At 71.8% G+C, this 14,718-nt stretch carries 12 protein-coding genes and 2 pseudogenes; 3 read left to right on the forward strand and 11 right to left on the reverse strand.

Features of this window, described 5'->3' with window-relative positions; all coding sequences use genetic code 11:
- The 9 genes and pseudogenes from SSQG_RS36520 to SSQG_RS36560 all read right to left on the reverse strand — a co-directional run.
- Positions 1-999, reverse strand: a 999-nt coding sequence (locus SSQG_RS36520) for a xanthine dehydrogenase family protein molybdopterin-binding subunit (protein ID WP_003995026.1), incomplete at its 3' end; no start/stop codon positions are given.
- The gene (locus SSQG_RS36525; protein ID WP_003995027.1) at positions 996-2,000 is read right to left on the reverse strand and encodes an FAD binding domain-containing protein; all 1,005 of its coding nucleotides are present in this window, start codon (positions 1,998-2,000) and stop codon (positions 996-998) included. The genes SSQG_RS36520 and SSQG_RS36525, both read right to left, overlap by 4 nt.
- A pseudogene (locus SSQG_RS36530) lies at positions 1,997-2,528 on the reverse strand ((2Fe-2S)-binding protein). Before SSQG_RS36530 ends, SSQG_RS36525 begins: the two are co-directional and overlap by 4 nt.
- 112 nt (positions 2,529-2,640) lie before the next feature.
- The gene (locus tag SSQG_RS36535) at positions 2,641-3,669 is read right to left on the reverse strand and encodes a hypothetical protein (RefSeq protein WP_338117301.1); all 1,029 of its coding nucleotides are present in this window, start codon (positions 3,667-3,669) and stop codon (positions 2,641-2,643) included.
- A gap of 454 nt (positions 3,670-4,123) precedes the next feature.
- Positions 4,124-4,432 (reverse strand): annotated as a pseudogene (locus tag SSQG_RS36540) (hypothetical protein).
- 21 nt (positions 4,433-4,453) lie between these two features.
- Positions 4,454-4,867, reverse strand: a complete 414-nt coding sequence (locus SSQG_RS36545) for an SRPBCC family protein (protein ID WP_003995031.1) — start codon at positions 4,865-4,867, stop codon at positions 4,454-4,456.
- A 98-nt stretch (positions 4,868-4,965) separates the two neighbouring features.
- Entirely contained in the window at positions 4,966-6,060 is a 1,095-nt protein-coding gene (locus tag SSQG_RS36550; protein WP_003995032.1) for a carboxylate-amine ligase, read from the reverse strand.
- 64 nt (positions 6,061-6,124) lie between these two features.
- Positions 6,125-7,333, reverse strand: coding sequence for a phospholipase D-like domain-containing protein (locus SSQG_RS36555; protein WP_003995033.1), 1,209 nt, complete (start codon positions 7,331-7,333; stop codon positions 6,125-6,127).
- Between the two features lie 149 nt (positions 7,334-7,482).
- Complete coding sequence (locus SSQG_RS36560; RefSeq protein ID WP_003995034.1) at positions 7,483-8,067, reverse strand: TetR/AcrR family transcriptional regulator; 585 nt, start codon at positions 8,065-8,067, stop codon at positions 7,483-7,485.
- A 143-nt stretch (positions 8,068-8,210) separates the two neighbouring features.
- On the opposite strand from SSQG_RS36560, the gene SSQG_RS36565 reads away from it, so the two are divergent.
- Positions 8,211-9,065 (forward strand): class I SAM-dependent methyltransferase, encoded by an 855-nt coding sequence (locus tag SSQG_RS36565; RefSeq protein WP_003995035.1) that lies wholly within the window; start codon positions 8,211-8,213, stop codon positions 9,063-9,065.
- A 64-nt stretch (positions 9,066-9,129) separates the two neighbouring features.
- Here SSQG_RS36565 and SSQG_RS36570 read toward each other — a convergent pair whose 3' ends face one another.
- Positions 9,130-9,597: a DUF6174 domain-containing protein gene (locus SSQG_RS36570; RefSeq protein WP_039935752.1), complete on the reverse strand. Its 468-nt coding sequence runs from the start codon at positions 9,595-9,597 to the stop codon at positions 9,130-9,132.
- A gap of 164 nt (positions 9,598-9,761) precedes the next feature.
- A complete protein-coding gene (locus SSQG_RS36575; RefSeq protein ID WP_052310501.1) occupies positions 9,762-12,395 on the reverse strand; it encodes a cellulosome protein in 2,634 nt (877 codons plus the stop codon).
- Between the two features lie 390 nt (positions 12,396-12,785).
- On the opposite strand from SSQG_RS36575, the gene SSQG_RS36580 reads away from it, so the two are divergent.
- Together SSQG_RS36580 and SSQG_RS36585 are read left to right on the forward strand one after the other, a co-directional pair.
- Positions 12,786-13,832 (forward strand): LacI family DNA-binding transcriptional regulator, encoded by a 1,047-nt coding sequence (locus tag SSQG_RS36580; protein ID WP_003995038.1) that lies wholly within the window; start codon positions 12,786-12,788, stop codon positions 13,830-13,832.
- 124 nt (positions 13,833-13,956) lie between these two features.
- Positions 13,957-14,718 (forward strand): sugar ABC transporter substrate-binding protein (locus SSQG_RS36585; RefSeq protein WP_003995039.1); only part of this gene is annotated, 762 nt, incomplete at its 3' end.

The raw sequence follows: 14,718 nt of genomic DNA on the forward strand, positions 1-14,718 counted from the left end.
CACGTCCAGTGCCGTGACCCGGTGCTCCGTACGGCTGTGGGGCGCGGCGTACATCACCCGTGCGGGCACCGCCGCCTGCTCCACGAACTCCTTGATGCGGGAGGTGTACGTGGTGGCCTCGTGGATGAGCGACGTCAGCCGCCCGTCCGCGCCGGCACCGAGCCGCACCCGCTGCAGCGTCGGGGCGCGGTGCCCGACGACGGTGGGCAGGAAGCGTCGGGGCAGTGCCACCGTGACCGCCCGCCCGGTCTGCCGTGCCGCCATCGCGGCGAGCACGACGTCGGGCCGTGGTGTGCCCTTGGATCCGAATCCGCCGCCGACGTGCTCGGAGGTGACGACGATCCGCTCCTTGGGTGTCCCGAACAACGCGGCGAGCACGGCCCGTACGACACCGGTGCCCTGGCAGGAGGTGTGCACGGTGAGCCGGTCGTCGTCCCAGCGGGCGGTGCTGGTGTGCGGCTCCATGGGGTGGTTGTGCAGCGGTGGCACCCGGTAGGCCACGTCGACCCGGGCGGCCGAGGAGCCGAACGCCTCCTCGGGATCGCCCTGCCCGCGGACGGCGGGGTACCCGCCGTTGACCTCCTCGGGGACGTAGAGACCCGGGTGCGAGGCGGACAGGGCCACGTCGTGCTCTTCGGTGGCGTACGTGACGCGGACGGCGGCCGCGCCGGCCCGGGCCGCCTCCAGGGTCTCGGCCACCACCAGGGCCACGAACCAGCCGCGGTGCGGCACCCGGGGACTCTGGAGCACGGCGAGCGTGGGATCGTCCGCCTCCGCGAGGCGAGGGGCGTTCTCGTGGGTCAGGACGGCGAGGACACCGGGCACGGCCAGAGCGTCCGCCGTGTCGACGCCGGTCACGCGGCCCCGGGCGACGGCCGCCGGCACGGGCCAGGCCTGGGCACGGCCGGGGAAGCGGTACTCGGCGGCATAGCGGGCGGCGCCGCCGACCTTCTCCCGCCCCTCCAGGCGCTCGGCGGGAGCGCCCACGCTGCCGGTCATGGAGTCCTCCTCGCAGGCGCCCCGTCCGCGAGCCGGGACAGCACGTCCACGGCCAGACCGCGGGCCAGCGGCACCTTGTAGGCGTTGTCCCGCAGCGGCTGTGCGGCGGACAGTTCGAGGTCGGCGGCGTGCTCGAACGCGGCGACCGTGGGAGCCGCGCCCACCAGCGCCTCCTCCGCGCGCCGGGCCCGCCAGGGCCGGTGCGCCAGGGCCCCGAACGCCAGCCCCACATGGTCGACCACACCGTCCGAGACCCGCAGCACCACCGCGACGGACGCGAGCGCGAAGGCGTAGGAGGCCCGGTCGCGGGCCTTGCGGTACGCCGACGCAAGCCCGGCCGTGGCGGCCGGCAGCACCACGCCCGTGACCAGCTCCCCGGGACGGATCTCGGTGTCCTGCTCGGGCCGGTCCCCGGGCAGCCGGTGGAACTCCGCCGCCGCGACACTCCGGGCGCCCTCGGGCCCGTGGAGCTCGACACGCCCGTCCAGTGCCGCCAGTGCCACCGCCATGTCCGAGGGATGGGTGGCGATGCAGTGTGCGGAGTGCCCGAGCACCGCGTGGTCGCGGTGGACGCCGTCCCGCGCACCGCAGCCGCTGCCCGGCTCGCGCTTGTTGCACGGCTTCGAGAGGTCCTGGAAGTACGGGCACCGGGTGCGCTGGAGCAGGTTGCCGCCGGTCGTCGCGGCGTTGCGCAACTGCCCGGACGCGCCCGCCAGCAGTGCCTGGGACAGCGCCGGGTACCGGTCGCGCACCACCGGGTGGGCCGCGAGGTCGCTGTTGCGGACCATCGCCCCGATCCGCAGTGCCCCGTCCGGCAACTCGTCCACGGTGTCCAGCGGGAGTCGGGTGACGTCGATGAGGGCGGCAGGCCGTTCCACGCCGAGCTTCATCAGATCGACGAGGTTGGTGCCGCCACCGAGATAGCGCGCGCCGGCGTGGGAGGCGTACGCGGAGGTCGCCTCCTCGACGCTCCCGGCGCGGACGTAGGCGAACTCCTTCACCGGATCACGTCCTCGACCGCCTCGGCGATCCGCGGATACGCGCCGCACCGGCACAGGTTGCCGCTCAGCCGCTCCCGGATCTCCCCCCGGTCCAGCGGCACCGGCTCACCCGAGGGCGCCGCAGGGTCGGTGACGTGCGAGGGGTGACCGGCGGCCGCCTCGGCGAGCATGCCGGCCGCGGAACAGATCTGGCCCGGCGTGCAGTAGCCGCACTGGAACGCGTCGCGCTCCAGAAAGGCCTGTTGCAGCCGATGCGGTTGCTCTCCGTCGCCGGAGAGTCCCTCGACGGTGGTGACCTCGCAGCCGTCCAGGGCGACCGCGAACAGCAGACAGCTGTTGACGCGCCGCCCGTCCACCAGGACCGTGCAGGCACCGCACTGACCGTGGTCGCAGCCCTTCTTGGCGCCCGTCAGGTCCAGATCCCTCCCGCAGGAGGTCCAGCAGGACCCGCCGGTGGTCGACGGTGAGCGTGTGGGGCTTTCCGTTGACGCGGAGCGTCGTCTCCGAGTGGTGCTGTGCTTTGCCCATGTCGTGGCGGACCTTCCCGGGCGGGCCGTACTGCCGTACGGACCGCGTATCCAGAAGGCCACGACTGACACGTGCGCCCCGGCAGGAAGGCGCCCGTCCCTCGTCCCGGCGGCTATTCCCGCTCCCCGGAGGGGCCCGCCGGCCGCGGGGCCCTGCCCTTGAGGCGCTCGAACGTCCGTGTGAGCTGCTGCAGCGGCGATGCGACGGGAGCGTCGGCGGGCTGCTGCACCGCGGGAGCCGCTCCGGCGGTCTCCTGGTAGGCGGTCAGGGCCTCGTGGGCCCGCTCGGCCGCCTCCCGGTACAGGTCACGGGACTTCGTCATGGCCTCGAGCGCCTCGGCGTACATGGCCACCAGACCGCGCTGCCGGTCCAGCTCCTCCTGGAGGGTCAGCAGGTGCCAGTCCTCCCGCAGCGCGGTGAGGGCGTCCTCGGCGCCGTCGGGCAGGGGCCTCGGCAGCGCGGCGAACCGTGTCACCGCGTCGACGAGGTCGACCGGCTCCGTACCGTCGAGGAAGACCGCGCGGACGGAGAAGTCCGCCGCCTCGTAGCCGTCCGGGGCGGGGCTGCCGGGCAGCACCACGGCACCGCCGCGCGGCACCTGGACGCCGGAGTCCCGCAGCGCCCAGTTGAGTCCCCGCAGCTGCTGCGGTGCGGCGCGGTGCTCCACCACACGGTGCCGCAGGCCCGGCGGCAGCCACCGCGTCACCGGCCTCCGGCCGCGCTCGTCCGTGGTCATCGCCTCATGGACGACGACATGGATGTGCCACCCGCCGCGCACCGCGTTCCTGAGCAGGCGCCGGGTCTCCTTGTCGTCCTGGGGGATCGGGTTGATCTCCCGCAGCCACAGCTCAGCGGTGGCGTGCCGGTCCCAGGCGGCGTCCGGGTCCTCCGGCCAGAACAGGGCGGCGGGGGAGGGCCACTCGTCGCGCCACGGCTGCTCGGCCTCGGCGACCAGGACCCACTCCTGCCCGTCGGCCGCACCGGGCCGCAGGCTCAGCCGGGACCGCACGGTCACCGTCTCGTCCACCCGCCAGCGGGCCTCGAACACCCGCTCCGCCGGCGCGGTCTGGTCCTCGGGCAACTCCAGGAAGTCGTCGATGGCCCGACTGCGCTTGCGCTGCTCCAGCGAGCGCCGGAGCACGTCTTCCGCGGCGCCTCGGGCATGGCGGCCGCGAGCCAGCCACACCGTGTGGGAGTCATGGGGCGAACGGTGGGGGAGGTCGGCATGGGTCCATCTGGGAGCGGGGGCAGGTCCGCCTGCCAGTATCGTCGCCGCAGGCCCACGGGGATGACCCGGGGTCGCACCCGGCGTGGCGCCCCGCTGTGCCGGGCGGTGCCGGGAGGCGGCGCGGGGTGTGCGGGAGGCGCGCCAAACGCACGGGGTGTGCGCGCCGCGCACACATCGGTGGATCACACTCATGGCCACGCCGGGGACTGATCCCGACAATGCCCCGCACGAGCAGGACCCGCCCACCATCCGCATCGGGGCGGGTCCTGCTCGCCGACCCCGCACTTCGTACGCGATCAAGACGCTCCCTGTCCCACCCTGGGGGCACGCCATGCGACGGCGTGTCCCGGTCGTCCCGGCCGGCCGTTCAGGGGCGCGGGTTCACGCGGCGCCACCGTGGGAGTGCGTCAGGACCGCGGCGACCGGCGACCGAGGCGCAGCGCGGGCACTGGCGCCGTACCCGGTCCGCCGCGCCGCCGGACTCCGGGAAGGTGTCCGGCCATCCGACGTGGGGGAAACGGACCAGGCCTCAGTGGCTGAGCGACAGCCCGCAGACGGTCTGGTTCAGACCCCGCTCCCAGGCGTGCACCTCACCGGAGGGCAGCCGGCGCCGACCCTCCTCCTCGTGGGTCCACTGCCCGGACGCGGCGACGGCGTACCGCCTGACGCGTGCCATGGAGTGCCGCGGTCCGCCGGGTCAGCCGGCCGTGTGCTCGACACGCAGCCGCACCTGCTCCTCCAGGCGCCGAAGGCTGCTGTCCAGTGCGTCGCGCACCGTCGTCTCGCCCGGGTCATGACCGTCGTCGAAGAACGACAGGTGCACGGTCACCTCACTGGCCCCGGCACCGATGCCGGCGACCTGCAGCCACCCCGTGTAAGTGCCCTGGTCACGGGTGCCCCATTCGAGGCGCATCTGGTCGCGTTGCGCGCGCAGCAGGGCGGAGGTGTCCTCGTCGGTGCGGTCCTCGTGCACCGTCACCGCGGGCAGCTCACGGGCCTCCACGTGCAGGGCCTCCGGCAGCCAGCCGTCCATCTGCCCGACGTTCGCCGCCTGGTCGAACACGTGCTCGGGCTGTGCGGGCATCGTGCGTGAACGTTCGTACTCGGTCATCGCGCCACCGGCCTTGCTCGGGTTCGGACAGCGCCCCGCGTTCCCACCCTGCCCGGTGGTAATCCGGCGATCCGGCCACGAGCCGGCCGTCCGGTGCGTCACGTCCCGGTGCCCTGGCCGCTGACCAGGTCGGTCACCGCCCGGAGGCCGCCGCGCGCGAGGGCGGCGCGTTGCCGGTCCGCCCCGGTCCCGTTCCGGAGGAGCCGGTGGATCAGGGACGTCACCTGGCGGCTGTCGCCGGAGGCGTCGAGCGCGGGCGAGACGTGCCGGAGCAACTCGTACAGCACGTCACCGGCCCGGTGCGTCGCACCACCGGGGCCGACCAGGGTGTCCCCGAGGCCGTGACGGGCGGCGTGCCACATGGCGGCCTGCAGCAGCTCCGGAGTGAAGTCGGGTGCGCGCGCCCCGGCGGCGGTCTCCGCCAGGGCGGTCTCCACGAGAGCCCGGGTGACCGCGGCCAGCATGACCGCCTCGTCGGCGCTGAGCTGGACGTCGAAGCACCGCACCTCGACGGTGGGGTAGCGGGGCGAGAGTCGGGCCTGCCAGTACAGCTGACCGGTGTCCGAGATCAGACCGGCGTCCAGCAGCCGCTGTACGCGCAGGTCGTAGTCGGCGGCGTCGTGGAAGTACGGCGGCATGCCGCTGACCGGCCAGCGGCCGAAGACCACCGTGCGCCAGCTCGCGAACCCGGTGTCGCCGCCGTCCCACAGAGGGGAGTTCGCCGACATGGCCGTCAGGGTCGGCAGCCAGGCCCGGACACGGTTCAGCACCTGCACCCCGGCCTCACGGTCCGGCACGGCGACGTGCACGTGCGTGCCGTTGACCAGCTGCTCCGCCACCAGCTGCGGCGCCTGCGTCACCATCGCCCGGTACCGGGCCTGGTCGGTGACGGCCATGGGGTGGCCGTGACGCAGCGGTGGTGTCCCGCAGGCCGCGATCCGGCAGCCGTGCTCCTCGGCCGCCATTCCGATCGCGTGCCGCAGTCGCAGCAGATGCCCGCCGATCTCCTCCAGGGTCGCGCACACCGGGGTGGCCACCTCGACCTGCGCCTGGAGCAACTCGTACTGCACCTCCTGATCGGCCACGAGACGCCCCAGGCCCGCCGCGGTACGGACCTTGTCCGCCTGCGGCACCGGCAGACCCGTGACCGGGTCGAGCAGCAGATACTCCTCTTCCACTCCGACAGTCGTCATCGGACACCTCTGTTCCGCCCGGCTGCCCGGGCCGGATCCCACGACCCGAGTTGCCGCGGTGGAGCTACAGGAAACGCCGGATCGGAGCGACCGCGGCCTCCTTCACGCGCTGCGGCACCGCTCTTCGTCTCCACCGGGTGAGGTCGATCTCCACGCTGCGCTTCAGGTCCGCGTCGTAGTCGCGGTCGAGCGAGGCGGTGAACTCCTCGTCCAGGGCGACGAGCATGATCTCCTCGTCGTGGTCCATGGACCGGCGGTTGAAATTGGTCGACCCGATGAGGGCGGCGACCGAGTCCACGGTGATGATCTTGGCGTGCATCATGCTCGGCTGGTACTGCCGGATGTGCACACCGGCCCGCAGCAGACGCGTGTAGTGGTGCTGACCGGCGAGCTGGCAGGCACGCTGGTCGGTGTGGGGGCCGGGCAGCAGGATCTCGACGCGTACACCGCGACGAGCGGTCTCGCACAGCAGGTCGACGAAGTACGCGTCCGGGGCGAAGTAGGCGGTGGCCAGCCGGAAGCGTTCCTCGGCTGAGGTGAGCAGGACCCGGATGAGGGTCTGCATGTCCTGCCAGCCGATGCTCGCGGACCCGCGCACGACCTGCACCACCGACGAGCCGGCCTGCGGGTGCTCGATGAAACGGTCACGGTCGTCGAAGAGTTCGTCGTGGCACTCCGCCCAGTTCTGCGCGAAGGCGGCCGCGATGCCGTCCACGGCCGGACCGCGGACCTGGACATGGGTGTCCCGCCACTCGGCGGGGTTGCGGGCGTCGCCGCACCATTCCTCCGCGATGCCGACGCCGCCGGTGAAGGCGGTGTGCTCGTCGACGACGAGTGCCTTGCGGTGACAGCGGTGATTCTGCTTGAACGGCGACAGCCACATGGGCTTGCGGAACCACGCCACCTGCACACCGGCGTCGCTCATGAGCTCCAGCAGCCGCTGTTCGATCTCCTTGGCGCCAAAGCCGTCCAGCAGCAGCCGTACCCGCACTCCCGCGCGGGCGCGGTCGGCCAGGGCGGCGGCGAAGTCGTGGGCGATCTGTCCGCGCCAGTACACGAACGTCATCATGTCGATGGTGTGCCGGGCCGAACGGATCGCCCCGAGCATGGCCGGAAAGATCTCGTCACCGTTGCGCAGCGGCAGCAGGTCGTTGCCTTCGGTGGCGGCCACGCCGAGCAGCCGCTCCAGACGACGGCGCAAACGCTGCTTGCGCGCTGCTTCGTCCGGCGCGGCGCCGTGAGCAAGGGGCGCCGGTCTGCCGTCGACCACCATGCCAAACCTCCCATTGGGACCATGGAGACAAATCGTCCGGGGCTCCTGGACGAGCCCGAACAACCGCATGCCCGGCCGGTCCCGCCTCACTCACCCTCGGCGAGCACGTCGAGGGTGAGTGACGACTCCCTTGGCTCCTCAGGCAGGCTCTAGCCCCCCACCAGCGCGGCGACCAGGCGCGACATGGAGGGCTGCGGGTCAGGTGTGCCCGGCCAGCTGGTCATCAGGAGGTGGTGGGCGGTGCCGACGACGGCGAGGGCCACCGTGCCTGGATCGACCCTCTCCGGTACCCGGCCGAGCCCCCGCTCGGCCTCCAGATATCCGGTGATGGCCTCCTGTATCGCCGTGAAGCCGGGCGCTCCGCCTTCCAGGGCTTCCCGGATGCGCAGGGTGGCGGCGGGGCGGGTCAGGGCGAGGCCCGAGATGGCGGGGCCGCCGGAGTCGAGCAGTGCGAGGGCGATGGCGTCGAGGTTCCCTGCCACCGTTCCCTGCCCGGCGAGCCCCCGCAGCTCCCCTGCCTTCGCCGCCGTTCGCGCGAACCGGTCGAGGCACAGCTCGGCCACGAACTCGTCGAGCCCCGCGAAGTGCGCGTGCAGCAGCCCCTTGGAGCACCCCGCCTCGGTGGTGACGGACCGGCTGGTGAGCGCGCCGGGCCCGTCCCTGCTCACGACGCGCTCGGCGGCCGCGAACAGCCGCTCGCGCACGTCCGGCGTCGCTACTCCGCGCGGTGACATGGGCCTCTCTCCTCCGTTCCGTCCCGGCTGCCCCAAAGGGGCACGGCAACGCCTCGGATGGTAGCGGGCATTGCCAGTTTGGGCATGTGCCCATACTGTTTGGGCGCATGCCCATTCTCCGTCGCTCATCCGAGGAGGCACCCGTGCGGGACATCGTCAACACCGAGCAGGAACAGGCCTGGAACGGCCCCGAAGGCGCCCACTGGGCCCGCAACCAGGACCGCTGGAACGCAGTGAACGAGGGCTTCGACGAGCCGCTCCTCGACGCCGCCGGAATCACAGGGGACCACCGGACCCTCGACCTCGGCTGCGGCGCCGGGCAGACCACGCGCCTCGCCGCGCTCAGGGCACCCCGAGGGAGCGCGCTCGGCCTCGACCTGTCCGGCCCGATGCTCGCCGAGGCCCGGGCCCGCGCGCACCGGGAGGGCATCGCCAATGTCTCCTTCACGCAGGGCGACGCGCAGACGCACCCCTTCGACGCGGGCGTCTTCGACGCGGCGATCAGCCGCTACGGGGTGATGTTCTACGCCGACCCCGTGGCGGCCTTCGCCAACGTCGGCCGGGCGCTGCGACCCGGCGGGCGCCTGGCGTTCGTCTGCCCGGCCGACGCCACGCTCAACGCGTGGGTGGCGGCGGTCGCATCACTGCGCGACTTCCTGCCGGTCGGCGACTTCGGCCGGCCGGGGCTGCCCGGCATGTTCTCCCTGTCCGCCCCGGACCGCATCCACGACGTCCTGACCACTGCTGGATTCACCGGCATCGCCATCAACCAGGCGCAGGCGTACGGGACATGGGGACACGGAGCCGAGGACGCGGCCGAGTTCTTGCTGGGGACGGGTCCCGGTCGCCACCTGCTGGAGCAGGCCGGCCCGACCGCACGGACCCGCGCCCGCCAGGCCCTGACGGACCATCTGCGCGCTCACGAGGCGGCCGACGGCACGGTCCGGCTGCGCAGCACTTCGTGGCTGGTCACGGCGGACCGTCCGGCCGACCGGTAACGCCACGCCCAAGGTGGCGATCATCGGTGCGCGACCGTGCTCCATGACGGGCGCCCAGCGTTCCCTAGCCCGCTGTCCGCTCGTAGGCACTGATGACGTAACGCGCCTCGTCGTCGACCGCGTTCCTCTCCCAGTCCAGGGTGATGCGCACCGGGTGCCCGTCGGGGGCGTACTCCGCGTCGGCCGTGTCCGCGTCGTCCCGGCGGGCCTGCTCCAACTCCTCGACGAGCTCACCGATGGTGGGCACCGCGTCGGGGGCGCTCTCGACCGCGCGTCGGCCCATGCCGTCGAGGCCCACCGACTCGACGACGGCGCCGTCACGGACCGAGATCCGGAACGTGCCGAGCAGGCTCCGCTCCCCTTCGCTGGACTGGAGCGTGTAGCTGTACGAGGCGGGCTCCTGCCAGGGGGCGCGGACCTGCGGCTGCGCGCTCTGCGGGGTGCCACTGCCGCAGGCGGCGGCCGCGCAGATCACTCCTCCGATCAGCGCGGCACCGGACACGGCACGGGCGGTGAGAGAAACGGCGGTCATGGCGGCGGTCCCTTCGAAGACGGCTACCGCTATGACGCCGGACGCCCGGGGAACGTTCGTCACCGGGCTGACCGGGCTGACCGGGCTGACCGGGCCGACCGGGCCGACCGGATGGCCGGATGGCCGGCGGATCACCGGCCACCCTTGGGATGCGATGCCGAGCGCTACTTGTGGGCGAGCGGCGTGATCGCGACCCGGTCGATGACCGGCGCGTACGGGGACCGCTGGTCGTACTGGTTGTACGTGTCGCCGTCGAAGTCGGGCAGCTCCTCCGCGGTGAACGTGAGCCGGTTGGTGCCCTCCTTCAGGGTCACCGGGACGGTCAGGTCCCAGAAGTTGTTGAAGTGGAAGGTGGTCGGGAACAGCACCCGGCGCGCCGGTCCGCCGTTCACGGACAGGTCGGCGTGGCGGGCGATCGGGTCGGGGTTGTAGTGGGTGGCGGGCGCCTGTTCGGCGTTGGAGTAGCGGATCGTCAGCGCGTGAGCGCCGGAGCGCTCCGCGACGACGTCGAGGGTGAGGGCGTTGCCCTTCCCGTTGCCGACACCGGTCACCGCCTTCCCGCCGGAGGCGAAGGAGTAGGCGTCGGTCACCTTGGCGGCGCCGCTGACCGAGCCGTTTTCGGCCTGGTAGACCGTCGGCACGAGGGTGCCGCTGGACGGCGTGACGCGCAGGCGGTCGAGCAGCAGCGCGCCCGAGGCGCCGGTGACGGTGACCTTGTTGATGCCGCCGGACAGGAACAGCCGGACGGTGTCCGTGCCCGCCTTGGCGCCACCGGCCTTCGGCACGTCGAGCCGCTCGCCGTTGAGAGCCAGGCCCGCCTTGCCGTCGCCCAAGTGGTCCACGGAGACGGTCGATTCGCCGTCGGTGGGGGAGTAGACCCAGAAGGTCGCGGTGGCCCCCTCCGGCAGCGGAACCGCACCCGCCCCCGAGTCACCACCGTAGCGCGGCGCGGTTTGGGAGAGCGTCGCGTACTCCGCCTCGTAGATCGCGGGCGCGGTCACGCGCCGGTCGCGCAGCTTCAGGTCGATCTTGTCGATGATGGCGTCGCCCTTCGTGACCCCGAGGTCGGGGTCCTGCGCGGCGAGCGTGACGCGGTGCTTTCCGGCCGTGAGTCTCACCGAGGTGTCGGTGTGTCCCCAGACCACCCACTTGTAGCCGAGCGGCAGCCGCAGCTCCTGCGGGTCCTTGCCGTCGACGCGCAGGAAGACGTTGGTGGGGCCCTGCTCCTTCACCAGGTCGTACAGGTTGTAGGAGTTGGCGAAGACACTCAGGTCGTACGTGCCGTCCTGCGGGACCTCCACGTCGAAGGCGAGCACTCCGTCGGACCCCGAGCGCAGGCCGCCGACGTTGTACATGCCGGAGGTCGCGAACTTGCCGACCTGGGAAGGTGATCCCTCGGGGCCGTTCTTCGAGTAGCCGCCGCCGGTGTAGGAGGCGTTCTCCGCCTCGTACGACTTCCGCCAGCTCACCGAGGGCTCGGCCGGCTTCCCGCCCTTGCCGCCGGGGGAGAGGATGACCTGGTAGGCGGACATCTCGTTCATGCCGGTCATGGGGAGGGTCACGGTGCCGTCCGCGCCGACCCTGACCTCCTGGTCCGCGAGCCGCAGCGGCTGGGCCGAGTCGCCGACCTGCCCGGTCCACGGGATCTCCTGGACGGTGGCGCGCACGGTCGTGCCGAACAGGCCGGGGTCGACGTTCTCGAAGACGATGTCGGCGTCGCCGCTCTTGCCGCCGAAGAGCGCCCGGGACTGCCTCTTGCCCCTGTCGAGGGTGGCCACGCCCTGGAGGGTGTACTGCTGGTTGGGGTGCGGAGCCGTCACCTGCACGGTGTGGCCGGTCATCTGACCATAGGCGTTGAACAGCCACCACTGCCCGTTGCCCTTGTTGGCCTCGACGGCCGAGTCGTTGAGATTGCCGTCGATGTTCCAGTACGCCAGGTCGGCGTCGATCTTGGACTCCTCGATGGCGGAGACCCACTGGACGACCTGGCCGGGCACCGACAGATGGTAGTTGTGGCCGTACTCGTTGACGTTGACGGGCAACGGGCCGACGCCGACGTCCTTCTCCATCTGCCGGTACTTCGCCACGTTGGTGCGGACGGCGGCGGGACTGGACAGCTCGTGCCAGGTCATCACGTCGGGGACGACGTCGTTGGCCTTGGCGTACCGCAGGAAACCCTTGACCTGGTCGTAGAGGACGCTGGTGTTGGGGCCGGCGATACGGGCGCCCGGGTCGAGGCTCTTGATGAGGCGGTAGACCTCCTTCCAGGCCGTGAAGTAGTACTGCGGGTCGTTCAGCCAGGAGACCTTGTTGTAGCTCCACTCGCCGGTGCCGAACATGTTCCCCTCGGGCTCGTTGAAGGGCACGTAGACGACGTGGTCCCTGTACTCGCCCATGGTCAGGACCTGCCGGACCTGCTTGGTGATCTTCTCCTTGAAGTCCGCGAGCCGGGCCGGGCCGTCGGCGCCGGGCCACTGATAGGGGAAGCCGCGGTAGATGTCGGTCATGTAGATGTAGACGTCCTTGCCGCCCGAGTCCACGAACGGCGGCAGGACCTCCAGGGCGTCCGCGCCCGGGTGCTGGGGTCCGTCCTGCGCCTTCGTCGACACGGTGCGGACGTGCATGCCCTCCAGGAGGTTGCGGCTCGGCACGCCGTCGCCGTAGACGCCGTACAGCGAGCCGGAGGCGCCGCCGTGGAAGGCGCCGGTGTCGGTGCCGAGATCCACGACGAGCCGTTCCGGCTCCGCGGCGTCCGCCGTGCCGCCGGTGGTGGCGAGTGCGGTGGCCAGGACGGCCACCGCCACCGCGGCGGCACCTGCTCCTGTGGTTCTTCTCCTGCGTCGCACTGAGGTCTCCGTAGTGTCGGTGGGGGAGCCAGGTCGAGGGGAATCGAGATCAAGAACGATGTCGAACCGGTTCGACAAGGGCCAGAGGCCTCCGGTTCGCGTCGCTGGGAGAACTGTGCCCACGGTGAACCGAACGGGGCCTGTCGAACCGGTTCGCCGGAAGTTAGCACCGGCGAACCGCGCCAGCAATACTCCGCGCGCGTCTCTCCTTACCGGTCCGTGCCGGTTTCGGAGATGCCTGGGCGTTGCGCGCAAGGCATTGACACCCGCGCGGCCAGCTCCTACTTTCCCTTCACGCGAACCGGTTCGATGACGTCGAACGAACTCGATGAAGGAGTGCCCGTGAACATCGGTGAGATCGCCCAACGGGCCGGTGTCTCACGGAGCACCGTGTCCTACGCGCTGAGCGGCAAGCGCCCGGTGTCGGAGGAGACCCGCGAGAAGATCCAGCGGGTCATCGACGACCTGGGATATCGGCCCAATGCGAGCGCCCGGGCCCTGGCCAACGGCCGGACCAGCACCATCGGCCTGGTCTTCCCGCCCGCCGGTGACCACTACACCGGGATGCAACTCGACTTCATCGGCAGCGTGGTGGAGGCCGCGGCCGCGTACGACTACGACGTGCTGCTCTCCCCGAGCGGCGTCGACAGCGACCGGTCGTTCCAGCGGCTGCTGGGGGAGCGGCGCGTCGACGGCGCGATCCTCATGGAGATCAGGCTGCAGGACGACCGGGTCGAACACCTCCTCGCGGAAGGCTTCCCCTCCGTCTGCATCGGCCGCACCGCGCAGCCCGAGAACGACTGGTGGGTCGGCCTCGACCACACCGCGCTGACCGCGGCCTGTGTCCACCACCTCGCGGACCTGGGCCACCGCAGGATCGCCTTCGTCAACCGCCCCGAGCGGCTGCTGCGTGCCGGGTACGAGTCCGCGCACCGGGGACTCGACGGCTTCACCAAGGCCGCCGCCGAGCGCGGTCTCACCGTCCGCACGTACACCTGCGGGGACGACGCTCCCTCGGGGCAGGCCTGCCTGGAGCGGATCCTGCACGACGATCCCGCCACCACGGCCCTCGTCACCCTGAACGAGGCCGCCCTGGGGGGCCTGTACCGGGGCCTGGCCCACGCGGGTCGCCATGTCCCGCGCGACTTCTCCGTCACCGGTGTCGTCGCGGCCCGGTGGGCCGAGACGGTGACCCCGCAGCTCACGGCGGCCGATGTGCCGGCGGCGGAGCTGGGACGGCTGGCCGTCGAACTGCTCGTCGAGCGGCTCGATCAGCCTCAGACGCCGCCGCGTCACCAGTTGCTCACTCCGCCGATCTCGCTGCGTGCCAGCACCGGACCCGTGGGCACGCCCGCGCCCATGGTCGCGGACCCCGACCTGAACGCCTGACCGGCTGCCCCCGCCCGGGGCAGCGGCCCTCCCCGCCGGGACGCTCCGTCCCCGCCGTCCTGGTGCTTGGCATGCCTGTGCCCGAAAACGCAAGGCAAGACCGGACCCTGCTGAAGGAACACCCATGAAGAGACCCACCAGACGCCGTCTCACCGCCACCGCCATGACCGTCGTCGCCCTCACCGTAGGTGTCACCGCATGCTCCTCCGGCGACGGCACCACGACCTCCGGGGCGGCGGACAGCGGCACCTACACCATCTGGGACCCCTACCCGCAGTTCGCCAAGGACTCGGCGTGGGCGAAGCTGCTGGACGGCTGCGGCGGCAAGGCGGGAGTCAAGGTCAAGCGGACGGCCTTCGACACCAGCGACCTGACGAACAAGGCGCTGCTGGCCGCCCAGCAGGACAACGCCCCGGACGTGCTCATCGTCGACAACCCGGTCGTGTCGACGCTCGCCGAAGCCGGCGCGCTGACCACGACCGACGAGAACAAGGTGGACACCTCGAAGGTGGACCCGAACCTGCTCGCGGCCGGTCGGACGGGCGGGAAGACGTACGGCACCCCCATAGGCGCCAACACCCTCGCCCTCTACTACAACAAGGACGTCCTCAAGGCCGCGGGCGTGGACATCGGCTCGGTCAAGGACTGGACGTCGCTGACCGCGGCGCTGGAGAAGGTGAAGAAGGCCGGCAAGAAGGGCATCACCTTCTCCGCGATCGGCACGGAGGAGGGCAGCTTCCAGTTCCTGCCGTGGTTCTGGGGCTCGGGCGCCGACCTCACCGACCTCGGCTCCTCCCAGGCCGTCTCGGCGCTGTCCCTGTGGAGCGACTGGCTGAAGAAGGGCTACGCCCCCAACTCGGTCATCAACAACACCCAGACCACCAGC

This window comes from Streptomyces viridochromogenes DSM 40736, assembly GCF_000158955.1.
Lineage (GTDB): Bacteria > Actinomycetota > Actinomycetes > Streptomycetales > Streptomycetaceae > Streptomyces > Streptomyces venetus.

Excerpts from the sequence above, each read along its gene's own strand:
- SSQG_RS36545 (WP_003995031.1), bottom strand. The coding sequence starts at position 4,867 with ATGACCGAGTACGAACGTTCACGCACGATGCCCGCACAGCCCGAGCAC.
- SSQG_RS36550 (WP_003995032.1), bottom strand. The coding sequence starts at position 6,060 with ATGACGACTGTCGGAGTGGAAGAGGAGTATCTGCTGCTCGACCCGGTC.
- SSQG_RS36555 (WP_003995033.1), bottom strand. The coding sequence starts at position 7,333 with ATGGTGGTCGACGGCAGACCGGCGCCCCTTGCTCACGGCGCCGCGCCG.
- SSQG_RS36560 (WP_003995034.1), bottom strand. The coding sequence starts at position 8,067 with ATGTCACCGCGCGGAGTAGCGACGCCGGACGTGCGCGAGCGGCTGTTC.
- SSQG_RS36570 (WP_039935752.1), bottom strand. The coding sequence starts at position 9,597 with ATGACCGCCGTTTCTCTCACCGCCCGTGCCGTGTCCGGTGCCGCGCTG.